The organism is Corynebacterium alimapuense, assembly GCF_003716585.1.
Lineage (GTDB): Bacteria > Actinomycetota > Actinomycetes > Mycobacteriales > Mycobacteriaceae > Corynebacterium > Corynebacterium alimapuense.
Genome location: NZ_PTJO01000004.1, coordinates 327,653 through 354,012 on the forward strand (window position 1 = coordinate 327,653; position 26,360 = coordinate 354,012).

Consider the following 26,360-nt stretch of genomic DNA (forward strand, 5'->3'; position numbering starts at 1 on the left):
GAGCCAACGCTGTGTTCGAAGATGCGGAGGAACCTGCGTGAACAATCGGGCCAAGGAAGGTGTTCACGGCAACAATAATCTGCTCAATAATAGACATAGCGGACTTCTTTCTCTGGAGTTTCTGAAGGTTTTCGGCCTAGGGAAAACGGCGCAATCGGATCAGTCATTATCAACGCCGCACCCGACAGAAACGTTACAGCGGGAGAGACTCTCCGAATTATGACAGATGAATCACCCTCGATCCACAGCTCCTGACTAAAGCGAAGCACCTTTTCCAACCGGCCCATGCCTCTGAATCACTGTTGATGGCCGCCATCACAGCTGAGTTAGCACTGAGAATCCCAAGCTGTCGGTGGGGAAGATTCCCTTCTTACATACCCCCGAATTGATGTATCTAGCTAATGGCAGGCATAACGGCACTCACTAGAACTCATTATGCGAGTCCCGCTGCCCCACGGAGCCGCTGCTGAGGCCTCAGCCTGCCTAGCCCGGCGCAGTACTTTTATTATTAGTGGATATTCAGTCCTTTGAGGGCTGGCTGCCAGCTCAATGGATATCGAATAAGTTAAGCGCCTTCGGGGGTACTCGGTTAACATCTGCCGTAGCCGTTACGATGTAGCACCATGAGTACATGACAGGGACTCTTAACCTGTCATATTTGTTTTTCTCTCCACCGGGGCCCTTTCATCAGGGCGACGAACGACTACGAACCAGGAAAATAACCGTATGAAGCTTCTTCACAGCATTGCCGCACCAATCGCGGCCGCGTCCATTGCCGCAGGCATGCTGGTCGCCCCGACCGCCGGTGCCTCCGAACTCTCCGCCACCGCTATTAATAATGGCGTTGAGCTCTCCACTATCTCCCAGATGACTGATGCTGTCACCGATAGCTCCCCGGAGTGGTACCAGATTGCGTCAACCGAAGAGCGCATCATTGCGCTCAATGCTTACTCCCCGTCTATGGGCCGTGACATCCCCTTGGCCGTCATCACCCCGGATGGCACCTTCGGGCAGGACCGCCCCACCATCTACTTGCTCAACGGTGCCGGTGGCGCAGAGCAGGACATGGACTGGATCTCCTCCGGCGAAGCCCTCGAGGCCTACGCAGACAAAGACGTCAACGTCGTCATCCCGATGCAAGGCGCGTTTTCCTACTACGTTGACTGGTTGGACCAGAACCTAGACACCCCCTACCTCCAGGGCCCGCAGATGTGGGAGACCTTCCTGCTGCGTGAGCTACCTGGTGCCATCGAACCCACGATGAGCGCTAGCAACTACCGCGGTATCGCTGGCATGTCCATGTCGGCTACCTCCTCCTTGTTGCTAGCCGGCAAGGCTCCGGGCTTCTACGACGCTGTCGGTTCCTACTCCGGTTGCGCCGCTACTTCTGACTTCGCTTCCTACACAATGGCTGACATCACCGTTAACCGCGGTGGCGCTTCCGCAGCCCAGATGCTGGGCCCAGTCGGCGGCGAGTACAACCGCGCCAACGATGCTTTGGTGCTCTCCGAGGGCCTGCGCGGCTCCGAGATCTACGTCTCCAACGCCACCGGCCTAGCTGGCGAACGAGAGATGCCGGGCTACTACATCGAGCAGGGCGTTGATCCGGTTGCTGCTTCCGCTGGTGCAGCAACCCTCATCGTTGAGGGTGGCGTCATTGAGGCTGCTACCAACACGTGTACCCACAATCTCCAGGCAAAGCTCAACTCTCAGGGAATTGACGCAACGTTTAACCTGCGTCCGACCGGTAGCCACTCGTGGAGCTACTGGCAGGATGACCTGATCGAATCTTGGCCGACCTTCGCCCGCGGTTTCGACATGTAAGTTGCGCAAGCCCTGCCAATAGCAGATTAACGGCACCAACCACCTTGTGTGGTCGGTGCCGTATTTTTTTCATCCCCGCGTAGACTGCCTGGCATTATGAACAACCATTATCTTGAAACCATCGACGATCCTAAAGCCCTGGATTGGGCACGAACTTGGTCGGCAGCGACTGCTAGCGGCGTCGATAAGCATGCTGAGCGGGATCTGCTGCGAGGACGGATTCGAGCAGCTCTCGACATCGACGACAAGATTGCCTTTGTCAGCCGGCGCGGAGACTATCTCTACAATTTCTGGCGGGACGCAGACCATGAGCGCGGGCTCTGGCGACGGAGCACGCTCGATTCCTACCTTTCAGAGGAGCCGGAGTGGGAGGTGCTGCTCGACGTCGATAAGCTCGCGGCAGCCGAGGAAGTCAACTGGGTCTGGAAGGGCGCCCACGTACTCACCCCGTCTTATGACCGAGCATTGGTGCGACTGTCTCGCGGCGGCGCAGATGCGGTCGTGGTTCGAGAATTTGATCTCGTATCCGGCAGTTTCGTCAGCGATGATCCCTTTACGCTTCCCGAAGCCAAATCAGACCTCAGCTGGATTGACCGGGATACGCTGCTGGTGGGTACCGATATTGGTAGTGATGCGTTGACCTCCTCAGGTTATCCGGCCCAGGTCAGAGTGTGGCGGCGCGGCCACAACATTGCAGACGCTGAGCTCTACACTGCCGGCCAGCACGAAGATGTCGCCGTGGGCGCTTGGGTAGATAAAACCCCGGGATTCGAGCGGATTGTCACCTCCCGAGCACTAGATTTCTATCATTCTCAGCAATCCGTGGCCGCTGGGTTGTCCCCGAACACCGTCCCTCAGAGGTTGGAAGTTCCGGAGGATTGCGAGACTGTCATCCATCAACAGTGGCTTTTTGTGGCCCCGCGGGAACAGTTCGCAGGTATCCCCGCAGGTGGCCTTGGAGTCATCGAACTCGATAATTTTCTCGCGGGTGATCGTGATCTGCGCGCTGTCTTCACTCCAGATGCTCACGTCTCTTTCCAAAGCATGGCCTTTAGCGCCAACTTCATCATCCTCACCCTGCTTAACGACGTCGCCACCCACCTCCAGGTCCATGAGCTCGCCGATCCAGCTGGCCCGGCTCGTGCGATTGAGTTGCCTGAGTTAGTCACCGCATCGGTAGTAGCAACCAGTCCGCTCGATGGCGATGAGGTATGGCTGGCCACATCCTCTTTCACTCAGCCGGCCACGCTCTATCGGATTGAGCTAGCGGAATCGCTGGTGCCGGAGCCGGTCCGCCAAGCACCCGCCTTGTTCGACACCGCTGGTTTAAGTACTCGCCAGCACTGGGTCAGCTCCGCTGACGGCACTTACCTGCCCTATTTCATCACCGGCGACTTTTCTCGTGGTCCACGTCCCACGTTGGTCGGCGGCTACGGCGGCTTCGAGGTGTCTTTGCAGCCCGGTTTTTCCGCAGTCCGTGGAATTGCTTGGCTCGAACGCGGCAATTTCTTCGTCCAACCCAATCTGCGCGGCGGCGGAGAATTTGGCCCCTCCTGGCACAGCCAAGTGGTCAAAACTAACCGGCACAAGGTCTGGGAGGATCACCAGGCAGTGCTCGAAGATCTAGTTGCCCGCGGTTATGCCACCGCAGAACAGATCTGCATTCGGGGCGGATCCAATGGTGGGCTGCTGACCTCAGGAGCGCTCACCCGCTACCCGGAGGCTTTCGGAGCAGCCGTTATTCAAGTCCCGCTCACCGACATGCTGCGCTATCACACCTGGTCAGCAGGTGCGTCGTGGATGGCCGAGTATGGCGATCCAGCAGATCCTGCCGAGCGCGCATCCTTGGAAAGCTGGTCACCGTTGCACAATGTCGTCGATCAGAAACAACGCCCCTATCCCCCAGCACTGGTGACCACCTCGACCCGTGATGATCGGGTGCATCCCGCTCATGCTCGACTATTCGCAGAGGCGCTGCGTGAAGCTGGGCAACCGGTGGACTACACCGAAAACACCGAAGGTGGCCATGCCGGTGCAGCGGATAATGCGCAAACCGCGGAAGTTGAATCGTTGATCTATACCTGGCTAATTCAGCAGGTCGAGGAGGACAGGTAACATCTGGAGAATCATGACGAGAAACAGACTGCGATCAACCCCCGTCCCCGGTCACCGCGATGAATACACGGGAGTCGACTTCAATCTGGGCTTCCACGTGCGTTCTTATGTCTTGGATTTGAACTACCGAGTGGGCCCGAATCGGCTCACGAGTGTGGCCACCCTTCAACTAGACAACTGGGCTCCCCTGAGTTCACTGACTCTTGATCTAGCCGCAGGTATGCGAGTAACCCAGGTGACTGGGTCCGGGACCGCTGGCCAGAACATCGTGGTCTCCAAGTTTCGGCAGTCTGGCGGAAAGCTCCGGCTGAAGTTCCGTGAAGAGATCCCGGTCGACTCCGAATTCTCGCTGACCATCCGCTATTCCGGCACTCCCCGCCCTATCCGCTCTGCGTGGGGAGAGATCGGTTGGGAGGAGTTGGAAAACGGCTCGTTGGTCGCTTCCCAGCCCTGCGGCGCACCCAGCTGGTTTCCCTGCGATGACACTCCGGATGAGAAAGCCCGCTACGAGATTACGGTCACCGCCGATAGTCCGTATTCGGTCATTGCCAATGGCACACTGATTTCAAAAAAGGTCTCCGGTTCGCGCACTACCTGGCATTATCGCGTAGAACATCCGATGGCCACCTACCTGGCTACCGTTCAGGTCGGTGAATACCAACAGCTCGAGCTCGGCGAGGCCGCAGGTACCGCCGTCCGCGCATGGGTCCCAGCCCAGCTCAAGACTCAAGCCAGTGAAGAATTCGTTCAACAAGCCGACATGCTCGCTCTCTACAGCAGGCTATTCGGCCCCTATCCCTTCGATGATTACACCGTGGTAGTCGTCGAAGATGAGCTAGAAATCCCCCTAGAGGCTCAGGGACTGTCCGTCTTTGGTGCCAACCACATCCGTGGCGATCACGCGTGGGAGCGCCTCATTGCCCACGAGCTCTCTCACCAGTGGTTTGGCAACTCGCTGGGGCTGGCCCAGTGGAATGATATTTGGCTCAACGAGGGTTTCGCCTGTTATTCCGAATGGTTGTGGTTCGAGCACGCCGACAACATTCCCGCCGCGGAGTCTGCTCGCGAGTTTTATGGTGAACTGGCCCGAAAGCCACAAGATCTACTGCTTTCGGATCCTGGAACCCGCGACATGTTCGATGATCGGGTCTACAAGCGTGGCGCTCTTACCGTCCATGCCCTGCGCACCATGCTTGGCGATGAAGCCTTCTTCCGGATGCTTCATCGTTACATCTCAGTCGGACGCCACGCGGTAGTTGAGCTGGTAGATCTCAAGCGAGAGGTGCTCCAAGAAAGCCGAAAGCTAGGAATCCCCGACTCCGAGGTAGATACCCTGTGGACTGTATGGCTGGACCAGCGCGAGCTTCCCGCGTTTCCGGCATGAGCCGGTAGATGAGGTCCTTGGGCCTGGCGACAGTGTTCGCCGCCCTTGCCGGCTTCATCGTCATCTACGTCGCTTCCTGGACGTTAGGTAATGACGGTTATGCTGCCTTCCAGGCATATTGGGGCCTCTTTTTCGCCGCCACCGGATTCCTCGATGGACTGATGCAGGAAACCACCCGGGCAGTCGCTGCTTCACGCCAGTCTGGCCGGGTCGGTGGGGGACGTCCGTGGCGTCTTGGCCTGCTGGTTGCCGGATGTGCCCTCGTCGGGGCCAGCGTGCTCGGTGTGCTCTGGCTACCCACGCTGATTCGTGGTCAAGCCGATACGTCCACCGCCACGGCCTTTTTCATCTTCGGTCTCGTAAGCTATGCCTTCCAATCGGTGCTTTCTGGGATACTTTCCGGGTTGGGGCTCTGGCGAAACTATGCCTGGCTAGTGGCTCTGGATTCTGGAATCCGGCTCTTGTTGGCACTAGTGGCTTGGCGCTTGGGCGGTGGACTGAGCGCGTTCATGCTGATCACCGTGATCGGCGCCCTCAGTTGGCTGCTGATCCTAGCGGCCTCCCCCACCGTCCGTTCACGGTTACTGGCCCCAGTGGATGTAGACCAGCAGGTGTTGCTACGACGGGTGGGCTCAGCAATGCTGGCCACTGGCGCCTCCGCGACACTGATCACGGGCTATCCCGTGTTCGTCCAATCCACCTCCGCACCTGATGCTGGGACCGTGGTGACAGTCGCTGGGATCATCAATGCTGTCACGCTCACCCGCGCCCCGATCTTGGTCCCTTTGCAACGCTTCCAATCCGCGTTGATCGTGCGTTTTGTTAACCAACGCGATCGACTCATTGGCGCGCTAGTAGCTCCAGTATTTGCAGTGTTGGGTGTAGGCCTGCTCGGTGGCGGTGTGGCGTGGTTGTCGGGTCCGTGGATCCTGGAGAACTTTTTCCGGGAAGGCCTCCAAGTCCCCGGCGGTATCCTGGCTATCTTGACCTTCGCTTCCGCCTGCACTGGCACATTGATGGTGACGGGTACAGCCGCCCTGGCAGCCGAAGAGCACCGCGCCTATGTCCTTGGCTGGATGAGCGCCTCTGCAGTGACCTTTGGGGTGCTGTGGTTGGCGCCGTGGCCGCTAGCGGCCACGGTATGCGCCTCGTTGATCATCGGGCCCTTGATTGGATGCCTAGTGCATCTAGGAGCGTTGATGCGGGTGCCCCAGGACCAGACACAGCAGTCCTGGCCCGCGGACGTATAGTTGGGGCCTATGAGGACACTGCTGGTCACCGGGGGCGCCGGGTTCATCGGTTCAAATTTCGTTCATCTGGCAGCACGCCAGAATCCGACAGACCGCATCATTGTGTTGGATAAGATCACCTACGCTGGAAACCGCGATAATCTCAGCGGCCTAGACGTGGAGTTTGTCCAGGGTGATATCTGCGACGGCCCGTTGGTTGATGAGTTGGTCTCACGTTCCGATGTGGTCATTCATTTCGCTGCCGAATCGCATAATGACAATTCTCTGCGCGATCCCTCGCCGTTTGTTGATACCAATCTCGTGGGTACTTTCACCCTGCTTGAAGCAATAAGACGACACGCTCGGCACCTTCACCACATTTCCACCGATGAGGTCTTTGGCGATCTACCCATCGACAGCCCAGAGCGCTTCACTGAAGAAACCCCCTACCGTCCTTCCTCACCATATTCGGCGACCAAGGCTGGCTCCGATCATCTCGTGCGCGCTTGGGTGCGTTCTTTTGGCGTCAGTGCCACGATTTCGAATTGCTCCAATAACTACGGCCCCTATCAACATATTGAGAAGTTCATCCCCCGTCAGATCACCAATATTCTCGACGGTCGCCTTCCCAAGCTCTACGGCACCGGCGAGCAAGTACGTGATTGGATCCACGTCGATGACCACAATGCGGCGGTCCTGCAGATTCTGGACCACGGCAGGATGGGGGAAACCTATAACATCGGTGCTGATAACGACCACGTCAACAACCGTCAGGTCATTGAACTGATCTGTGAGCTGATGGGTGTAGAAGACTATGAGCACGTAGCGGATCGCCCAGGCCATGACCAACGCTATGCCATGGATTCGACCAAGCTACGCCGCGAACTTGGCTGGGCACCGCGCTATACCGATACGGAGACCGGAATGCGCGCAGGTCTAACTCAGACAATCGCGTGGTATCGCGAACATGAGCAGTGGTGGCGTCCATTAAAACAACAGGTCGAATCCGGCTATCAGGAAAGAGGCCAGTAGATGTATATCCACCACACCCCCATTGAGGGTCTGCTGGTTGTCCAACTAGATGTCCACGGGGATAACCGCGGCTGGTTCAAAGAGAACTGGCAACGAGCTGCCATGATCGAAGCTGGCCTGCCGGACTTCCAGCCCATCCAAAACAACATCTCCTTTAACGCCGAGAAGGGTGTTACCCGCGGGCTGCACGCTGAGCCGTGGGACAAGCTGGTATCCGTGGCCACCGGCCAAGTACATGGTGGATGGTGCGACCTAAGAGAGGGCTCCCCCACCTTTGGTCAGACCTACGACATCAGCATCAGTACAGCTAAAGCCGTTTTTGTTCCACGAGGTGTGGCTAATGGCTTCCAAGCCCTCGAGGATTCGACCACCTATAGCTACCTGGTTAACGATCATTGGTCTCCCGATGCTCACTACGAAAATGTCTCCCTCGATCTCATCGACTGGCCGCTAACCCCGACCGAGATCTCAGCGAAAGATCGCCAGCACCCGCCACTAAGCGAGGTCACCCCGGTCGCTGCGCGCACAATTCTCGTCACTGGTGCCGATGGACAATTAGGCCGAGCTTTGCGCAAAATACTACCCAACGCAGAGTTCTGCACTAGGGAACAATTCGATATCACGAACCCACCGGCCAGGCCTTGGCGGCAGTATTCCGCCATCATCAACGCCGCCGCCTATACCGGGGTCGACGCCGCCGAACATGACCGCGCCCAAGCCTGGGCTGTTAACGCCCATGGCCCCGCACAGCTGGCGACTATCGCTGCTGAACATAATCTCACCTTGGTCCAGGTCTCAACTGATTATGTCTTCGATGGCACCGCCGACTCTGCCTATTCTGAAAACGCTCCGATCTGCCCTCTGGGTGCCTACGGGGCGTCCAAAGCAGCCGGGGAACTGGCAGCGGCGACTGCTCCCAAGCATTATCTCGTGCGCACCAGTTGGGTCGTGGGCCAGGGAAAGAACTTCGTCGATACGATGGCTGGCCTCGCGGCCAAGGGGATCACACCGCAGGTGGTTAGTGATCAGCGCGGCCGTCCGACCTTCGCCGAGGACTTAGCCCGAGGTATCAAGCACCTGCTAGATTCGGCCCCCGATTACGGTGTCTACAACATCACTGGCTCCGGCGATGAGGTCGGTTGGGATGAAGTAGCTATGGCGACATTTAGCTCTTTGAGTTTCGATCCCAGCAATGTTCACCCAGTCAGCAGTGAGCAGTACTTCGGGGACACTGCGCACGCCCCGCGACCGTCGAGAAGCACGCTTGATCTGTCCAAGATCGAGGCAAGTGGGTTTTCCCCACAAAATTGGCGCGTCGGACTGGCACTATATCTGTCATGAAGGGCATTGTTCTCGCCGGCGGCTCCGGTACTCGGTTATTCCCGATCACCAAGGGCATTAGCAAGCAGCTGATGCCAATTTACGACAAGCCAATGATCTACTACCCACTGTCCACGCTCATCCAGGCAGGCATTCGGGAGATCCTGATAATCACCACACCGGAGGATCAATCAGCCTTCCGGCGACTGCTGGGCGATGGCTCCCAATGGGGAGTGATGATCGACTACGCCGAACAACCTCATCCGGAAGGGTTGGCACAGGCCTTTATTATCGGCGAGGACTTCATCGGCGAAGACGATGTGGCACTCGTACTCGGCGACAATATCTTCGAGGGCTATCAATTCTCCGGCACCTTAGCCGACTGTCGGAAACCACAGGGCGGAACGGTGTTTGCCTATGAAGTCTCCGACCCTGAGCGCTACGGCGTGGTGGAATTCGATGAAGAGTTCAAGGCAGTGTCTATCGAAGAAAAACCCACCACCCCGAAATCAAACTTCGCAGTGGTGGGCTTGTACTTCTATGACAACCGGGTCATCGATATCGCTCATTCCATCACTCCCAGCACACGCGGCGAGTTGGAAATTACCTCGATCAATGAGACCTACCTGGCGCTCGGTGAGCTCACGGTACAACGACTACATCGTGGGGATGTGTGGCTAGATACCGGTACCTTCGATTCGATGAGTGAGGCTTCCTCTTTTATTGAAGTCATCCAAAAACGCACCGGCACTATCATCGGCAGCCCCGAAGTTGCGGCTTACCGCGAAGGATTCATCGATGCCGCTTGCCTCGAGGAATTGGCCCAGCCGCTGATAAAATCCGGTTACGGCGACTACCTGCTCGGAGTCATCAACGACCGTTGATCACCCCGCGCCGGCAGCCCGCATCGCCACTATCAGTGGCCTCGGCGGATCCATTCCTCTAGGTGAGGAGCCTCCGCGCCTACGGTGGTGTGATCCCCGTGTCCGGTACGCACAATCGTCTCGGCTGGCAGCTCTAAAATAGAGCGCTGCAGAGAAGCGATGATGGTATCGAAGGATGAGTAGGACCGCCCCGTTGCTCCTGGACCACCTTGGAACAGGGTGTCGCCGGAGAATAGCTCCCCTGCCTCAGGTGCATAGAGGCAGCAAGAACCAGGCGAATGGCCCGGGGTATTGAGCACCTGCAGCTCGGTACCGGCGATCTTAAAGACCTGTCCATCAGCCAGTTCTTCCGGTGCTAGGCCAGGGTGAGTCTCTCGCCACAACATGCCATCGCCTGGATGCAGCAGGATTGGGGCGTCGAGCTTCTCGGATAGCTCCGGAGCAACAGTGATGTGATCATTGTGCCCGTGGGTACAAATGATGCCTTTCACCTTGCGCCCAGCCACCTTTTCGATGATCGGTGCGGCATCATGCGCGGCGTCAATGACGTAGACCTCGTCGGAATCACCGACGATCCAGATATTGTTATCTACCGCCCACTCCCCGCCATCAAGGGCAAAGGTGCCGGAGGTTTCAACATGGTCGATGCGCAATCCGCTCATCAGAACATCACCACCGAACGCAGCACTTCCCCGGCTTTCATGGTGGCAAAGCCCTGCTCAACCTCATCGAGGCCAATGCGCTCGGAGACGAACTTATCCAGCGGGAAACGGCCCTGCATATGCAAGTCAACGTAGGTGGGGAAATCTCGCTCAGGCAAGCAGTCGCCGTACCAAGCCGGGCGCAAGGAACCGCCACGGCCATAAAAATCAATGGCAGGGATCTCGATCTTGGAGGTCAGGTTCGGGACTCCGACCATGACCATGCGCCCGGCATGATCGCGCGAGTAGAACGCCTGCTGCCAGGTCGGCATGATGCCTACCGCGTCAATGGAGACATCCGTGCCGAAGCCGCCGGTGATCTCGCGAACCTTGGCCACCACCTCGGAGTCCTCGCCTTGTCCAGCTAGTTGGGAGGAATCAATGGTGTGGGTAGCACCGAATTCTCGGGCCAGCTCGAGCTTTCGCGGGTCAATATCAACGGCAATGATGGTGCTGGCACCAGCCAGCTTCGCACCAGCCACTGCAGCGATGCCCACGCCACCCAGGCCAAACACGGCCACGGATTCACCGCGAGAGATTTCTGCAGTATTCACAGCGGCGCCCAGTCCAGCCATGATCCCGCAGCCCAATAGTCCTGCTGCGGCTGGGTCTTCTGCCGGGTCCACCTTGGTGCACTGGCCTTCGTGAACCAAGCTTTTCTCCGCGAAGGCGCCTAGGCCAAGAGCGGGGGTCAACTCGGTGCCATCAGTCAGGGTCATCTTCTTTGAAGCATTGTGGGTATCGAAGCAGTACTTCGGCTCGCCCTTGCGGCAGGCCCGGCACTCGCCACACACTGCACGCCAGTTGAGGATGACGAAATCCCCGACCTCAACGTGGGTGACATCTTCGCCAATGGTCTCCACCAGTCCGGCCGCTTCATGGCCGAGCAGGAAGGGGAACTCATCGGAAATATCGCCGTCTCGGTAAGCCAAGTCGGTGTGGCACACGCCGCAGGATTGGATGTTGACGATGACATCATTGGGCCCCGGGTCCGGAATGACGATCTCGGTTTGCTCTACTTCTGCGCCTTTGGTTCGGGCGATCACGCCAGTAACGATGGTGCTCACGTGTTGCTCCTCGAGATTTTCTGTCGATTGATAGATACTGCCGAATACTATCCTACCGATTTATAGGCTCCGTGGGGACAATCTCTCAATTCACAGCTCAGCTGGCGATGAGCACCTCGGCAACATGTTCGTGACCTCGCTGGTTGAGGTGTACCGGCTGATGAGAACGGCCACTACTAGCATCGGAAATACTGGTCCACATCCGCTGATCATCCGGCGAACAAAGATGAGCATTAGCCGTTGAAGGCTTGAGATCGACAAACTCAGTTCCCGTGGTTGTTGCCAGTCGCTGTTGCATATCCTGGGCCATCGACTCCCAGGCACCCACCTGAGGGATAGCTACCCGAGCATCTACACCTGGGCCGTGGACGAGACAGACATATTCACCATCGGTGATGCTGGCATAGCCAACGATCTGTATCCGCGCCTGCGGGGCTTGCTCCTGAATACGGCTTACCTGCTCGCTGGCGGCAGCCACAAAGAGCTCTTTGACTTCTTCTTCCGGCAGCTCGGACTGGGAGTAGGTGTCATTGAGCCCCATGGTAATCAAGATTCGCTCGGTATTGGAATCCAATGTGCCCTCGGCCAGTGCCTCATCAACTTGGTCGACGAGCATATCGTTGTCGCCCGAGGCTGATTCTTTAGCAAGCACCGAGGCCCCGTTGCAGGAGAAATCCACTGCTTCCAACCCCAACGCCTCCGCGGTACGAATGCCATAGCTGTTGAGCGAGCTTGGGCAATGCCCCTCCAAAGTGCCAGCAGAAACACCCACTGAGCCGACTCCGATACCTTCTTGAGAGCTCAGCGGTGCCACCGTCTCAGCCACCGCCTGCGAGCTGAGCTTGTCAGCCAGATAAATGCCCAAGGGTGGATCCGCAGATACCGAGTCACCGAAGATAACCATTGTCCCCTCCTCGCCAGAAACTGGCGCCGAGCCGACAGCGGTGGCCGCCGGGATGCCCGACAGCGCTAGCATTGCGGCAGCTAGCGAAGCCCCGGCGCGGGAAAGAAGTCTGTTCAGGGACATTAGTTAATCCTCAGCTTTAGATGTTTTCCCACCGGACAGGCCGCCCGGCCGAATATTGCAGGTAGCGCACTGCTGGGTCTTAAGAGAAACTCTAACCTGCAATTCCTACCCGGACCGTTATTTCCCACAGCGCGCCGAGGCTCAGAAGCCAGCCGGGAAACATGGACTTTTCCCACCGCCAGCGCTCGAGCAGTCGCTATACTTTTCTCAGGAAAATAACCTTTGCTATTCCACCACTCCGGCTGGACTAACATCTGGCGGATATAAGGAGCCTTCTTGAACATCACCGCCCGTATGAAACAGACGGCTTTCACCGCCAAGGCCATCACTAAGTTCATCCCGGCGCTGGTCCATTCCCGCATCCTCCACTTTGGCGACGGCCTCTCCGCTACCTTCGGAATGCCTATCAATCTGGCTCGCTATTGGTTCACTACCGCTCGCGAAGTTGAACAGGGTCATCTGTCGGTGCCCCACCGGATTGCGCTGATCGACGATGACGGACAGCTGACTTACCGCCAGCTGCGGGAAGAGTCTCAAACACTCGCTCGATACCTGATCGCACTCAATCTCGGCGAGATCCGATTAGGCATCATGGCCCGCAATGGTCGTGGCATCGTCTGCCCATTGACGGCCAAAGGTTATGCCGGGGCCACCGTCTTTTTGCTCAATATCGGTTCTTCTCCAGAGCAACTCGCCGGGGTGATCGCCGAGAACGCCATCAACGTCTTAGTCATCGACGATGAGTTCCTCGAGCGACTACCTGCAGATCGCGCCGGACTCCAGGTCATTCTCGGTCATCTCACTGGCCCCCACTCTGGGGAGGTGACGCTCAACGAGATCGTCTCACATCCGGATAAGACTGCCGAGACCGCTTTGCCGCGCTTTCCCCAGCATGGCCCCATCGTCTTGATGTCCTCTGGCACCACCGGAATCCCCAAGGGGGTTGTCCGTCCTGAACCACGATTGCCGCTCGTTCTGGCCGGGATCTTGCAAAAGATCCCGTGGCATTCGGATATGAGTATCCAACTGACCGCCTCGATCTTCCACACCTGGGGTTGGGGAATGCTCAATATCGCGCTAGCTGCCCGGGGCACAGTGGTCACCCACCGAATATTCGATCCCGCCCAGGTACTCGAAGACATTGACACCCATCACCTCCAGGCGATGATTTCCTCGCCGATCTTCCTCAAGCAGCTGTTAGAAGTTCCCGAACACCAGGATTTCGACACCTCCAGCTTGGAGTTCATCCTTTCCTCCGGCAATGCGATTAGCCCCACTTTGATCGCTGCCATGCACGAGCGTTTTGGCCCCATCCTGTGCAATGTCTACGGAAGCACCGAGCTCACCCTCGCTTCGGTGGCCTCCATGCAGGATCTAGCGGCAGATCCCACCGTCTCCGGCCAAGTGGCCTTGGGAACTGAACTAAAAATTCTCGACGAACGCGGCCACGAGGTAGCAACCGGTGTCCCAGGCCGGATCTTCCTGCGCAACTCCACCACGCTGACGGGCTACACCAACCCAGATATCCCGATCACTCGGGCGCAGGGCCTAGTAGAGATGGGCGATCTCGGTTACCTCGACGAACAGGGCTATCTCCGAGTACTCGGTCGCGTAGACGACATGATTATCGTCGGCGGGGAGAATGTTCATCCGCTCTCGGTAACGGCCATCCTCGACCAGATGCCAGGGCTTGCCGACGCCTTCGCCATCGGCGTCGATGATCCCGATGCCTTCCATCGCATCGCCGTTTGGGTGGTCCGCGAGGACAACCCAACAGGTGCTGGCTTAACGGCAGAGCTCATCCAGGACTTCGTCCGCCAGCATTTGGCGGAGCATTCCATCCCCCGAGATGTCCATTTCATCGAGGAACTGCCGCGCAATGCCACCGGAAAGGTTGTCCCCCGGATGCTGCCGGGCGGGGACTAGAAACTGGCACTAGGTCAGTGCCACCCACTACCTGCCAAAACAACGATCCCCCTCACCTATTTTTCCAGGTGAGGGGGATCTTGTGGTGGAGAGCCGCCTGCGAGAATCGAACTCGCGACCTTCTCATTACGAGTGAGACGCTCTACCGACTGAGCTAAGGCGGCGTTTGATACCGATCAAAGGTACCGAGGAACTAGCTTAGCGCACCTCCGGAGAGGGTAAAAATCACTGCTCAGGAGACCCCACAGGCTAATCGGATGCGGCCGAACATGCCGTCGAAGGCGATGACTGGTGTGACGTTCAGATTGATTCGCTCCCGGCACTGGGCCACGGCATCTAGGCACTCCACCAGCCCAGCTCCAGTGACCTGGGCTGCCAGGTCTCGAGAAAGACCCTCAAAGTCGGGGTGGGTGAGCTGCACCTGGGCATGTGATTGCGCCATCACGGCATCCCGGTAGATGCCAGTCAGATCGACCAAGGCCAGATCGAGGGTGTCGCGAATACTGCGGGTAGTGCGCTTTTTCTGCTTCTCCGCTAATTCCTTAAACGCCCCACCTCCACCTTCCATCACCTTCTGGGTACCTTTTCCCCGTCCCCCTTTGCCCAGGGATTGCTCCAGCGTTGCCAGCTCATCAGCGTTTTTCTCTTCTGCTTGCGACTTGATCTGTTTTTCGACACCACGGACAAACACCAACGATGCTTTGAATACTTCATCGCGGTGAAAGACCAATTCGGCAAGGTGCAAAATGGCAGCTCGGCGCTTCTGGTTCTCGGGATCGCTGAGCAAGCGTCTGGCCCGGCCCACATGATGCAAAGAGGCCACTGCAGCTAGTTGTGCGTCCTCCCGAGAAACTGATTGCTCGGTAGTCAGGATCCGAACGATCTCTCCGGTGGAAGGGGAAGGGATAAAGAGGTGGCGGCACCGCGAACGCAGCGTCGGTGAGAAATCCTCCGGGTCGATGGAGGGAGTACACATCATGATGACGGTGTGCTCCGGTGGCTCCTCGACAGTTTTGAGTAGTGAGTTTGCTGCGTCAGCAGTAAGCCGGTCAGCGTCTTCGATGATGATAATTCGCCACGGAGAAATCGTCGGCAGCTTGGCAGCTTCCTTCCGAACCGTCTGCATGGATTCGATACCAATGGATAGCTCAGTGGGCACGATGTGGACCACGTCAGTGTGGGCATCGGCAAACACATCCTGGCAAGACTGACAGCGCCCACACCCAGTTTCTACGGGATCGGTGCATACCAAGGCCGCAGCGAAGGCCATCGCGGCAATAGAGCGGCCGGATCCTGGCGGGCCGGTGATCACCCAGGCATGGGACATCGAATGACCCATTTCTAGCGTCTCTCCACGGGCCTTTGCCTGGGCCTTTTCCCGGGCTGCGCTGGCCGCTGCGAGGATAGTCTCGCGGACGGCGGGGGCGTCGGCAAGGCGGTCGGCAACCGAAACAGGAGAAGTATTCACCCACCCCACCTTATTGACCTCATCCCAGCAGTGCCCGCAGAGGAGGGTAAGGAGGTTAGAGTAAGAAACCATGAGTCGACTGTTGCGGGCATTGAAGTGGTTGTGGGGGACATCCTGGCCGCTCTATGCCACCATCGTGCTGGCCTCGAATGTCCTTGGTGCAGTGGCGATTATGTTGTTCATCCGCTTCCTCATCCCCATGCCGGAGATCAGGAGCTTCACCACTGATATCCCGCATCTCCAGGTCATCGGGCTGACCTACCTGGCTTTCGCTGTGATCGTGGGTATCGCCGCCACGCTCTTGTTGTTCCGCCCGGTGCTGGACTGGCAACGTCACCCGGAACAACACGATCCCAATATGGTGCGCAACCTGGTTATGCGCATGCCGGTCTACCAAGCAGCGGTATGCACCGTGGTGTGGGCTATCGGCATCGTGATTGCGGTTGTAGTGGCGGCGTCGTCAAGTTGGACGATGGCATTGACCATCGGCATAGCCACGTCCTTGGCTTGCATGGTGGTGGTCTTGTTGACCTATCTGGAAGCCGAACGTTTGGTGCGCCCACTAGCGGCCTCCGCATTGGCCAGGCGCTTCGAAGACTCCACCTTGGAGCCTCCCATCACCCAACGACTGCGTCTGACGTGGGCGATGACCACCGCGGTGCCGCTACTAGGTATCTTGTTGCTGGATCTAGGCCAGCTACAGGGATTTTTCATGGATGATGCCAGCGAGATCATCCCCGGAATCATCGCTCTGTCGCTCACCGCGATGGTCACAGGGTTCTTGGGCACGACCTTCGCCATTATGAGCGTCGTCGATCCGATCTTGGAGCTCCAAGAGGCGATCAACCGAGTTCGTCGCGGAGATACTGACGCCGAGGTCGATATCTACGATGGCTCCGAGATTGGCGTTCTGCAGGCCGGTTTCAACGAAATGATGCGTGGGCTGAAAGAACGTCAACGCGTCCGCGATATTTTCGGCCGCTATGTCGGTGCTGAGGTGGCTAAACGTGCGCTAGAAGAACGCCCGACCTTGGGCGGCGAAGATCGCAAGGTCGCCGTGCTGTTTATCGACGTCATCGGTTCCACTACCTTCGCGGTCAACCACTCCCCCGAGGAAGTCGTCGAAGAACTCAATAAGTTCTTCGAGCATGTGGTCGAGGTTGTCCACCGCAACAAGGGCATCATCAACAAGTTCCAGGGTGACGCGGCGCTCGCCGTCTTTGGCGCCCCGCTGCCGCTGCCTGATGCCACCTCGCACGCACTGACTGCTGCCCGCGAGCTTCGACACGAGCTCAGGAACCTGGAGCTACAGGCTGGCATCGGTGTCGCAGCCGGCCACGTGGTCGCAGGCCATATCGGCGGCCACGATCGCTTCGAATACACCGTCATCGGCGATGCGGTGAACTCCGCTGCCCGCCTGACCGAGTTAGCCAAGGACACCCCTGGCCGAGTGCTCACCAACGCCGCAACCTTGCGCAGCGCCAACGAGGCTGAGCAAGCCAGGTGGACAGTCATGAAGTCCGTCGAGCTGCGTGGACGCCGCGAGATGACCCAATTGGCCCGCCCGATTCGGGCGACGATGGCCGACCGCTCCTAGCTATTCGCGAGTGAGCCCGTCTACCAGCAGTAGGTGCCCGATAGCTGCGGTGGTGGTGATTCCTGCGTCGATGAGCCGACACCACGTGTTGTCACCGATAAGGACGGTTTCGCGCAGCAATGTCGCACCCTCTGAGACCAACAGCAGATTGGCTCCGTGCGCCAGGCCCTGAGCTGGCACCGATTCTTCGCGCAGAGCCGGATCGGCTGCCAGCGCAGAAGTAGTCGCGGCCACCGCTCCAGCAATCACTACCGGAGCCACCAAGGACTTCTTGCGGCTGGCAGCAAAGCCGATGCCAGCAAGCCAGGTGGCCGCACGTAGTCCGGCACCAACTCGACTCGGCCGTGCTCCCTTATCCACCAGCAAGAAGGAATAGGCGGCGTGGTTGAGAGCCACGCCGCACATTCCTGCGATCGGGGTGGTCTCAGGGGCACGGAGTTTGGCCAGCTCGCCGACCGTGCCTCCCGCCAGACCTGCCAGGAGTACCGGCTGCAGCCCAGTACGGAGGCTGCCACCAGCCAGGAACGGCAGCATCATCGGGCTGCTCACCGCCCGGATTGTGCGCCAACCAAACAGGCGAGACCACGCGCTCACATCGGCAACACCAAAATAAGCCAAGCGTTCTGGCTCCTTAGTTCCCTGAGAGATAGCGGATAGCAGGGCGTCTGCGCCCTCGCGAGTGCGGATGAGGATCTCATTCATAGCCTCCACGCTAGTCCGTGCGAAGTCCTTCGATCAGGAGCTGCTGGGCACCGGCATAGGTCACGGCCGCCGAAGAATCTAATATCCGATCCACCGCGACACTGGTAGTGCCGGCGGAAGCGACTATCGTACGCACCAGAATCAGAGAATCAGAAAGTAAAAAGAGGTTTCCGCCCAAGCCCAGGCCACGCCCCCGCAACTGAGGATCTGCCGCCAGCGCGGATACCGCAGCAACCATTCCGCCGTAGACCACCACCAATGGCAAACGGTCACCAGCCAGCCGCGCTGCGATGGCCACCGGTAATGCACGAGCTAGTACCTGTCGCGGGTGAAACTTGGCCCCGCGACGTCGCAGCAGGGTGAGGCAGGCGGCGTGATTGGCAGCGAAGGCAAACGCGGCGGGGAGTAAACGATCGTCGCGAAGCAACATAAGATCGCCGATCCATGCTCCGCCCAGCCCCGTGACCGCAATGGCGCGGTCAGCGCGGGGCAGGCGCCCTATCTGCAGGCTCAGCAGCGGCATCAGTAGTGGTTTAGCCACCACCCGCAATCGATCGCTACCAATGGCCCGGGATAACGCGAATAATCCGCCAGCCACCAGATAGGGCAATCTCACCTGCTACTTCTTCCGCGTTCCGGCCTTGATCACACGCTTGGTGGTCTTAGTCGGACGCTTGGCTGTAGTTTTCTTAGCGGTTTTCTTCGTGGTCTTCTTCGTGGTCTTTTTAGCAGCCGTCTTCTTAGCCGGGCTCTTCTTGGCAGCCGTCTTCTTAGCTGGCGACTTCTTCGGAGCTCCACCACCCTCAGCAGCTTCCTTGGCGCGGCGCTCCGAGAGCAGCTCATTGGCACGAGAGTCAGTGAGCGTGTCTGGGCTATCGCCCTTGCGCAACGAGGCATTGGTGGTGCCATCGGTGACATAGGGGCCAAACCGGCCGTCCTTGACCGTCATCGGCTTGCCCGAGACGTCATTGTCACCGAGAGTCTTCAGCGGAGGTTTAGCCGCCGCACGTCCCCGTCGCTTGGGCTCGGCGTAGATCCGACGAGCCTCGTCCAAGGTGACGGTGAAGATCTGCTCCTCATCAGCCAACGAACGCGAATCCGTGCCCTTCTTCAGATACGGACCATAGCGACCATTCTGCGCGGTGATGAGTTCACCGTCAGCGGGATCGATTCCGACCTCGCGCGGCAGGGAGAGCAGCTTCAGAGCCTGCTCCAAGGTGACCTCGGCCGGGGACATTGACTCGAACAAGGAGGCGGTACCCGGTTTAAGGGACTCTTCTACCAAAGCGACAATGCGCTTTTCCTTCTGTGCAGCCGCGGTCTTGGTCTCCCAGTTTTTCACCCGCTTGCCATCGGCAGCACGCTGAGCATCTTCCTCAGCGCGCTCCTTAATCACGATTTCCTCGGCCTGGGCCACCGCACGCTCACGCTCATCTTCGCGCAAGATCTCGGTGACATAGGGTCCGTAGCGACCTTCCTTGGCCACCACCATTCGACCGTTGGCGGGATTAACCCCCAGCTCGCGGCCGCCCTGCGGGGTGGCGAAGAGCTTCTCTACTAATTCCAGCGAGAGCTCATCCGGGGTGGTCGACTCCGGAAGGTTGGCGCGCTGGTACTCCGGCTGACCGTCCTGCTCACCGACCTTGCGCTCGATATAAGGACCATAACGGCCGACGCGCACATAGACCGGACGGCCCTGCTCGTCGTCGAAGAGACGCAGAGAGTTCACCGAGCGAGCGTCGATATGCTCGAGGTTATCGCCGACCAGGGCTTTGAGCCCACCGCTGCGGGCGATGGACTCGGCCATGTTTTCTGAGGCCTCGGTGTTACCGAAATAGAAGCCCGTCAGCCAGGCGGTGCGATCCTCTTGCCCGGCGGCAATGTCATCGAGTTCATCCTCCATCGAGGAGGTGAAGTCGTAGTCAACCAACGTGGTGAAGTTCTTCTCCAGCAGGCCAATGACCGCGAAGGCTACCCAGCTGGGCACCAATGCATTGCCACGAGGGATGACATAGCCGCGGTTTTGGATGGTCTTGATGATCGCGGCATACGTCGAGGGACGACCGATGCCCAGCTCTTCCATCTTCTTAACCAAGCTGGCCTCGGTGTAGCGAGCTGGCGGGTTGGTGGAGTGACCATCGGCTTTGATGGCGGTGGCGGTGAGGCTATCGCCCTCAGCCAGGTTGGGCAGATGCTTCTCCGCATTGTCATCGACATCGCGGCCATCTTCCTGCCGGGTGGTCTCGACATAGGCGCGCAAAAAGCCTGGGAAGGTAATGGTGCGGCCGGTGGCGGAGAACTCCGCGGTCTCACCGGTGGCGGCGGTGCCCGCGATGGTGACCTTGAGCGAGGTGCCCTTGGCATCTGACATCTGGGAGGCGACGGTGCGCTGCCAGATCAGCTCATAGAGTTTGAACTCCTCGGCGTCGAGCTGGGAGTGCAGTTCACCGGGGGTAGCAAAACGCTCGCCGGCTGGGCGGATCGCCTCGTGTGCCTCCTGGGAATTTTTAGACTTACGTGCGTAGTGGCGTGGCTGATCTGCCACGTACTCAGCGCCGTAGAGCTCTTTGGCCTGCTGGCGCGAAGCGGCTAAGCCTTGCTTCGAGAGCGAAATCGAGTCAGTACGCATATAAGTGATGTGGCCGTTTTCGTACAACCGCTGCGCAATACGCATGGTCCGGTCCGAGGTGTACTGCAACTTGCGCCCCGCCGACTGCTGGAGCGTGGAAGTCATAAACGGCGCATAGGGGCGACGGGTGTAGACCTTCTCCTCCACCGAGGCTACGTTCAGCGCAGCGCCCTGGAGCGCCTGCGACAAGGCTTCGGCCTGCTGCTTGCCGACGACCAGCGCGTCACCGGTGAGCAGTCCCTGATCGTTGAAATCGCGACCTTGGGCAACTCGGCGACCATCGATCGTGGTTAGTTTCGCCTTAAAATTACGCGGATTATTCGGATCATTGTCCGTATTGCCCGTGTCTAGTTCAGCCGAAAGATCCCAATAATCTGCGGAGATGAACGCCATCCGCTCGCGTTCACGCTCCACGATGACCCTCGTGGCCACTGATTGGACGCGGCCAGCCGACAGCCGCGGCATGACCTTCTTCCACAGCACCGGGGAGACTTCATAGCCGTAGAGCCGGTCGAGGATACGGCGGGTTTCCTGCGCATCAACCAAGTTGGCATCAAGCTCACGAGTATTTTCCGCAGCGGCAAGAATGGCCGGCTTGGTGATCTCGTTGAACACCATGCGCCGCACCGGCACCTTGGGCTTGAGCACCTCAAGCAAGTGCCAGGCAATAGCCTCGCCCTCACGGTCGGGGTCAGTGGCTAGCAGCAGTTCATCGCAAAGCTTGAGCTTGGCTTTCAGGTCTGCGACCTTGCGCTTTTTATCGGGGCTGACCACATACAACGGTGCGAAACCGTGTTCAGTGTCCACACCTAGGCGCGCCCACGGTTCCTTTTTGTGTTTGGCGGGCACGTCCGCAGCCCCCCGAGGCAGGTCACGGATATGCCCGACCGAGGCCTCGACGATGTAATCCGACCCTAGATAGGGCTGAATCTTCCTGGCCTTAGTCGACGACTCCACAATGACCAGGGTCTTTTTCCCTGATCCTTTCACTGCTGCCACGGGAAATCTTCCCTCTCATTTAGCTGAGACATTGCATGTGCCACGGGTAACACCCATTCTTTTCGGGTGACTCTAGCTGAGTCCCGGTTCTGCAGAACACCGTACACAGTATTTAATGGCCCCATTGCGATCGGCTTAGCCAGTGGCGTGGATTGCTCCCCCCATATCAGGCCACCTGCTCCCCAAGCGGGAGTACCAGATTGCCCATTACACTCAAGCAAATGACTGATCAGATCGTGGCTTGGGTGGAGGCCCTCATGAGCTTAACGATCTTCTACCCAGTGCTCGGGCTGATCGTTATCTCCGATTCCTTGTTCCCGCTGATCCCCAGTGAGGCTATCTTGACACTGGCCGGCGCCTGGGCAGGCAGTCAAGGGGTACCAAACGTTTGGATAGTCATCCAGGTTGCTGTGATTGCCGCCGTGATCGGCGACAATATCTGCTATCTAATGGGCACCCGCCTGATCGGTGTCGTAGAACGCATCCCCGATAGATCTACCCGGGGAAAGACCGTGGAGTGGGTCAGAAAAAATATCCAGCGAAACGCCGCGACCACCATCATTGTGGCCCGTTTTATCCCCTGGGCTAGGTGGTTTATGACGATCACACTCGGATCTGTCCGTTACCCCTGGTTGCGGTTTTTTATCTACGACACCATCGGGGTCATAATCTGGGCCACGCAGGTTACCTTCATCGGTTATCTCGGCGGCTGGCTACTGCAGGACTATCCCCTGCTAGGAATGCTGCTTGGCATTACTCTAGGCACCGTCATAGGCCTATCTATCCAAGTTCTTCAAGGCCGGTTCTTCCGCTGGCGCGACGCCCGGCAAGAAGCGACGGATTCCGCCCCTAAACTGCCCAATTAGCGCGACTTACAAGCTGATGTAGAGCCGTTCTCAACCTGTTTTAAGCAGCAATAATGGCCGCTCACCCCCACAAAGCGGGAATGAACGGCCATTATCGAACGTCAGCAACAAGGCTGAGTTTCCTCTTTAGAGCATTACCTCTTTGGAGCGAATTTTAGAGAAGTCAGCCTTAGAGAGCGCGGACAGCCTGAGCCTGCGGGCCCTTGGCGCCTTCGCCGATCTCGAACTCGACCTGCTGGTTCTCCTCGAGGGTACGGAAGCCGTTGCCCTGGATCTCGGAGTAGTGAACGAAGACGTCGGCGGAGCCGTCGTCGGGAGCGATGAATCCAAAGCCCTTTTCAGCGTTGAACCACTTCACAGTGCCCTGTGCCATGTTAAAACCTATTTTCTTGATATGGAGATTGGTACGGCGTCAGCATCTGCCGACGTCCGGGTCGAAATCGAACCCCCGATTAACAACCCCTCTTTATGGGAGAGGGACCACGGGTGCTCGCGTCATAAATCCCTTGCGAGCACGTAAACGTAACGCACAGAAACCGCGACCAGCACCCAGTGTGTCACGAATCAGTCATCCGCGATAGTCTTGCCAGAAATCAGGAAAGAATTGGCACCTCTAACCCCGCAGACAGGGGTACGTAAATGAACGGAAGCAACAGCTTAGGTGCTGAACTCTCAGAGGCGATCATTCACACCTTTCCGGCTTCTACCTGCACCTTTTCCACTTCCATCGACGCCTCACCCGCCAGCTTTGCACCTTGGCCGGAATGGACAGACCCGGAATTAGTGACCCACCTCACGGGGGTGGGGATTCCACGGCTCTTTAGCCATCAGGCCGAAACTGCCCAGCTGGCTCACGAAGGAATCGACGTTGTCGTGGCCACTGGAACCTCCTCCGGGAAGTCACTCGGCTACTTAGTGCCCATCCTCACCGCCCTCGCGCAGGACCCTTCCGCCTGTGCCCTCTACTTAACCCCCACCAAGGCGCTCGGCTCCGATCAATTAGCCGCAGTGACCCGGATAACCAGCGAGATTGACCATCTCCGCAGCGTCCACCCCGCCCCCTACGACGGCGATACCCCCGCAGAAGCCAGGGCCGGCATTAGAGAACTGACCCGGATGGTCTTTACCAACCCTGACATGATGCATTCGTCGATTCTGGCCAACCATCAGCGCTGGGCCCGGCTGCTGCGCCATCTTCGCTTCATTGTCATCGATGAATGCCACACCTATCGAGGGGTATTCGGAGCAAACGTGGCCTTAGTGCTGCGCAGGCTACTGCGGATCGCCGCCCACTATGGCGCTCATCCCACGGTGATCGCGGCCTCAGCGACCACCGCTGACCCAGCGGCCCACGCCAGCAACCTCATCGGCAGGCAAGTCCGAGCCGTCACCGAAGACGGCGCACCTACTGGCGCACGGACCATCATGTTGTGGGAACCAAGCTTTATCGATGGGGCTGAAGGTGAACATGGCGCCCCAGTGCGCCGGGCGGCCACCACCGAGGCTGCCGAGATCATGGCAACACTGGTGGCAGAAGGCGCCCGGACACTGACTTTCGTCCGTTCCCGACGATCAGCGGAATTAGTGGCACTTCGCGCCGCGGAAGGCCTCTCGGCTTTGGGGCGACCTGATTTCGCCCACAGGATCGCTGCCTACCGGGCCGGCTATCTAGCCGAAGACCGTCGAAAACTCGAGAAAGACCTCGATGAAGGCCTCCTGCTTGGTGTCGCCACCACCAATGCGTTGGAGTTGGGTATCGACGTCGGTGGTCTCGATGCCGTGGTCACTGCCGGGTTTCCCGGCACGGTGGCTAGCTTCTGGCAGCAAGCCGGGCGCGCTGGAAGGCGCGGCCAAGGCTCCTTAGTGGTGCTGGTTGCCCGAGATGAGCCAATGGATACCTACTTGGTTAACCATCCGGAAGCCTTGCTCGAACGTCCCGTAGAAAACTCCGTGTTTAATCCGAAGAATCCCTTTGTCCTGCGCAGTCACCTCTACTGTGCGGCCATCGAGCAGCCCCTCAGCGAACAAGATATCGATGATTTCTCGGCCGGGGAGGTCGTCGCAGAGCTGGAGGAAGCCGGACTGCTCCGGCGTCGGGCCCGTGGCTGGTTTCCCACTCCCCTACCGCCTGGCGAGCTCTCCCCAGAGACCGCACATTCCGCAGTGCAGATTCGGGGCGGCAGCGGTGAGGAGATCATGATTGTCGATGTCTCCGATGGCCGGCTGCTCGGCTCCATCGATTCTGCGCGCGCGGCAACCCAGGTTCATCCCGGCGCGGCCTATCTCCATCAGGGGCAGAGCTTTGTCATCGAGGAACTCGATTTCGAGGATTATCTAGCGCTGGCCCGTCCCGCAAACCCGGACTATTTCACCATTGCTCGCACCGAGACCGAGATCAGAGTACTGAGTAAACCCGATGACGATGAGTTGATTAATTACTCACCCGGATTGTGGGTGGCCAATCTCGAGGTAGAAGTCACTGACCGGGTCGTGGGTTATGTGGTCAAGCTTGCCGACGGCACCACCGCCGATCTGGTGGCCTTGGAAATGCCAGAGCAGCGGCTAACCACCCGGGCAGTGGCTTATACGATCGATCCATTGGCGTTGAGCGCCATGGGAATCACAGCCGCGGACATCCCCGGTGGACTGCACGCTGCCGAACACGCAGCCATTGGATTACTGCCGCTGATTGCTACTTGTGATCGCTGGGACATCGGTGGAGTGTCCACTGCGTTGCATCAAGACACCAACCTGCCCACTGTGTTTGTCTACGACGGTCACCCTGGTGGAGCTGGCTTTGCCGATGCCGGCTTCCAGCGCTTCCCGGAATGGATCGAGGCTACTTTCGAGGCAGTCCGCTCCTGCGGATGCGAATCTGGGTGCCCGTCCTGCGTGCAATCGCCCAAATGTGGCAATGGCAATAATCCGTTGGATAAGGCAGCTGCGTTGAAGCTCTTGGGAGCGCTAGTCACCATGACGGCTAAACCGGACCAGCCGTCGAGCTCACCTGAACTGCCCTGATTTTTACTGCCACCGTGAGATCACTGCCGACAATCTCACAAGAGCTAATCGACGCCCCGTTATCCCCAGCCACTGCTTCAGCCACCGTGCATCCATCCGCACCGCGATAAAGGGCAAAGGCGCCGGCCACTGCCGCCAAGTCTGCGGCGACCTTGGCTTCGTGGTGGGAAATCACCAGCGCACAAGCACCACCCACTGCTGCGCACACGGCTACCAGCGCCGCGGCAAAACCAGCAGTGGCAACGGTGGCATATCCGGCCTCGGAATCTCTCACGGCTGCTCCATGGGAAACACCGCGGTATGACTCATGGTCCCGTAGACCGCGGGGATACTCGCGGTCACGGTGACCAGACCGGCAGATTCGGCAATATCTACCTTCCCAAGCGGTGGTACGTAGTCCACTCCGATGGCATAGGCCCTGGCTGCGGCACCTGCGGCATCAACTGCCACTAGGTGCACGGCCATCGTCTGAATAGCGCCGATAACCAATCCGCAGACCACCACCAGACTCAACAGTGCCAGGGCGGCTTCAACGCTGACCGACCCGCGGTCATTGGACAGCATGACGA

Annotated in this window: 21 protein-coding genes and 1 tRNA gene; 11 read left to right on the forward strand and 11 right to left on the reverse strand. The window is 58.6% G+C overall.

Annotation, left to right across the window (positions count from 1 at the left end; all coding sequences use genetic code 11):
• The first annotated feature begins 726 nt into the window (after nt 1-726).
• The 7 genes from C5L39_RS06810 to rfbA all read left to right on the forward strand — a co-directional run bounded on the left by C5L39_RS06810 (nt 727) and on the right by rfbA (nt 9,788).
• On the forward strand, nt 727-1,824 hold the full coding sequence (locus C5L39_RS06810) for an alpha/beta hydrolase (RefSeq protein WP_123048121.1): 1,098 nt from the start codon (nt 727-729) through the stop codon (nt 1,822-1,824).
• Nucleotides 1,825-1,920: 96 nt separating this feature from the next.
• The gene (locus C5L39_RS06815; protein WP_123048122.1) at nt 1,921-3,939 is read left to right on the forward strand and encodes a prolyl oligopeptidase family serine peptidase; all 2,019 of its coding nucleotides are present in this window, start codon (nt 1,921-1,923) and stop codon (nt 3,937-3,939) included.
• Nucleotides 3,940-3,952: 13 nt separating this feature from the next.
• Complete coding sequence (locus tag C5L39_RS06820; RefSeq protein WP_123048123.1) at nt 3,953-5,323, forward strand: M1 family metallopeptidase; 1,371 nt, start codon at nt 3,953-3,955, stop codon at nt 5,321-5,323.
• Between the two features lie 8 nt (nt 5,324-5,331).
• A complete protein-coding gene (locus C5L39_RS06825; RefSeq protein ID WP_123048124.1) occupies nt 5,332-6,573 on the forward strand; it encodes a polysaccharide biosynthesis protein in 1,242 nt (413 codons plus the stop codon).
• A 9-nt stretch (nt 6,574-6,582) separates the two neighbouring features.
• Nucleotides 6,583-7,584: a dTDP-glucose 4,6-dehydratase gene (gene rfbB / locus C5L39_RS06830; RefSeq protein WP_123048125.1), complete on the forward strand. Its 1,002-nt coding sequence runs from the start codon at nt 6,583-6,585 to the stop codon at nt 7,582-7,584.
• The gene (gene rfbD / locus C5L39_RS06835; RefSeq protein ID WP_123048126.1) at nt 7,585-8,925 is read left to right on the forward strand and encodes a dTDP-4-dehydrorhamnose reductase; all 1,341 of its coding nucleotides are present in this window, start codon (nt 7,585-7,587) and stop codon (nt 8,923-8,925) included. It begins immediately after the preceding gene.
• Nucleotides 8,922-9,788, forward strand: coding sequence for a glucose-1-phosphate thymidylyltransferase RfbA (rfbA, locus tag C5L39_RS06840; RefSeq protein WP_123048127.1), 867 nt, complete (start codon nt 8,922-8,924; stop codon nt 9,786-9,788). The genes rfbD and rfbA overlap by 4 nt, the downstream gene beginning before the upstream one ends.
• A 32-nt stretch (nt 9,789-9,820) precedes the next feature.
• Here the strand turns inward: rfbA and C5L39_RS06845 are convergent, their stop codons facing one another.
• From C5L39_RS06845 to C5L39_RS06855, 3 genes are all read right to left on the reverse strand, one after another.
• Entirely contained in the window at nt 9,821-10,450 is a 630-nt protein-coding gene (locus tag C5L39_RS06845; protein ID WP_123048128.1) for an MBL fold metallo-hydrolase, read from the reverse strand.
• Nucleotides 10,450-11,556: an S-(hydroxymethyl)mycothiol dehydrogenase gene (locus C5L39_RS06850; protein WP_123048129.1), complete on the reverse strand. Its 1,107-nt coding sequence runs from the start codon at nt 11,554-11,556 to the stop codon at nt 10,450-10,452. Before C5L39_RS06850 ends, C5L39_RS06845 begins: the two co-directional genes overlap by 1 nt.
• Before the next feature lie 97 nt (nt 11,557-11,653).
• Nucleotides 11,654-12,583, reverse strand: coding sequence for a GDSL-type esterase/lipase family protein (locus C5L39_RS06855; RefSeq protein WP_123048130.1), 930 nt, complete (start codon nt 12,581-12,583; stop codon nt 11,654-11,656).
• A gap of 294 nt (nt 12,584-12,877) precedes the next feature.
• Between C5L39_RS06855 and C5L39_RS06860 the strand changes: the two genes are divergently transcribed.
• Complete coding sequence (locus C5L39_RS06860) at nt 12,878-14,509, forward strand: AMP-binding protein (RefSeq protein ID WP_123048131.1); 1,632 nt, start codon at nt 12,878-12,880, stop codon at nt 14,507-14,509.
• Nucleotides 14,510-14,600: 91 nt separating this feature from the next.
• Here C5L39_RS06860 and C5L39_RS06865 read toward each other — a convergent pair.
• Both C5L39_RS06865 and C5L39_RS06870 read right to left on the reverse strand, forming a co-directional pair.
• Nucleotides 14,601-14,673: transfer RNA gene (locus tag C5L39_RS06865), tRNA-Thr, on the reverse strand.
• Between the two features lie 68 nt (nt 14,674-14,741).
• Nucleotides 14,742-15,977: a DNA polymerase III subunit delta' gene (locus C5L39_RS06870; RefSeq protein WP_245974923.1), complete on the reverse strand. Its 1,236-nt coding sequence runs from the start codon at nt 15,975-15,977 to the stop codon at nt 14,742-14,744.
• Between the two features lie 70 nt (nt 15,978-16,047).
• On the opposite strand from C5L39_RS06870, the gene C5L39_RS06875 reads away from it, so the two are divergent.
• Entirely contained in the window at nt 16,048-17,574 is a 1,527-nt protein-coding gene (locus C5L39_RS06875) for an adenylate/guanylate cyclase domain-containing protein (RefSeq protein ID WP_123048133.1), read from the forward strand.
• Here C5L39_RS06875 and C5L39_RS06880 read toward each other — a convergent pair whose 3' ends face one another.
• The 3 genes from C5L39_RS06880 to topA are packed head-to-tail and all read right to left on the reverse strand — an operon-like array spanning nt 17,575 to nt 21,904.
• Nucleotides 17,575-18,276 (reverse strand): lysoplasmalogenase family protein, encoded by a 702-nt coding sequence (locus C5L39_RS06880; protein WP_123048134.1) that lies wholly within the window; start codon nt 18,274-18,276, stop codon nt 17,575-17,577. It abuts the gene before it with no gap.
• A gap of 10 nt (nt 18,277-18,286) precedes the next feature.
• Entirely contained in the window at nt 18,287-18,892 is a 606-nt protein-coding gene (locus C5L39_RS06885) for a lysoplasmalogenase family protein (protein WP_123048135.1), read from the reverse strand.
• Between the two features lie 3 nt (nt 18,893-18,895).
• A complete protein-coding gene (topA, locus tag C5L39_RS06890; protein WP_123048136.1) occupies nt 18,896-21,904 on the reverse strand; it encodes a type I DNA topoisomerase in 3,009 nt (1,002 codons plus the stop codon).
• Between the two features lie 221 nt (nt 21,905-22,125).
• Between topA and C5L39_RS06895 the strand changes: the two genes are divergently transcribed.
• A complete protein-coding gene (locus tag C5L39_RS06895) occupies nt 22,126-22,770 on the forward strand; it encodes a DedA family protein (RefSeq protein ID WP_123048137.1) in 645 nt (214 codons plus the stop codon).
• Between the two features lie 169 nt (nt 22,771-22,939).
• On the opposite strand, the gene C5L39_RS06900 is transcribed toward C5L39_RS06895, so the two are convergent.
• Nucleotides 22,940-23,143 (reverse strand): cold-shock protein, encoded by a 204-nt coding sequence (locus C5L39_RS06900; RefSeq protein WP_123048138.1) that lies wholly within the window; start codon nt 23,141-23,143, stop codon nt 22,940-22,942.
• Between the two features lie 266 nt (nt 23,144-23,409).
• Between C5L39_RS06900 and C5L39_RS06905 the strand changes: the two genes are divergently transcribed.
• On the forward strand, nt 23,410-25,791 hold the full coding sequence (locus C5L39_RS06905) for a DEAD/DEAH box helicase (protein WP_123048139.1): 2,382 nt from the start codon (nt 23,410-23,412) through the stop codon (nt 25,789-25,791).
• Here C5L39_RS06905 and C5L39_RS06910 read toward each other — a convergent pair.
• Together C5L39_RS06910 and C5L39_RS06915 are read right to left on the reverse strand one after the other, a co-directional pair.
• Nucleotides 25,751-26,065 (reverse strand): Rv3654c family TadE-like protein, encoded by a 315-nt coding sequence (locus C5L39_RS06910; RefSeq protein ID WP_123048140.1) that lies wholly within the window; start codon nt 26,063-26,065, stop codon nt 25,751-25,753. The genes C5L39_RS06905 and C5L39_RS06910 overlap by 41 nt on opposite strands.
• Nucleotides 26,062-26,355, reverse strand: a complete 294-nt coding sequence (locus C5L39_RS06915) for a hypothetical protein (RefSeq protein ID WP_123048141.1) — start codon at nt 26,353-26,355, stop codon at nt 26,062-26,064. Before C5L39_RS06915 ends, C5L39_RS06910 begins: the two co-directional genes overlap by 4 nt.
• Nucleotides 26,356-26,360 lie beyond the last annotated feature (5 nt).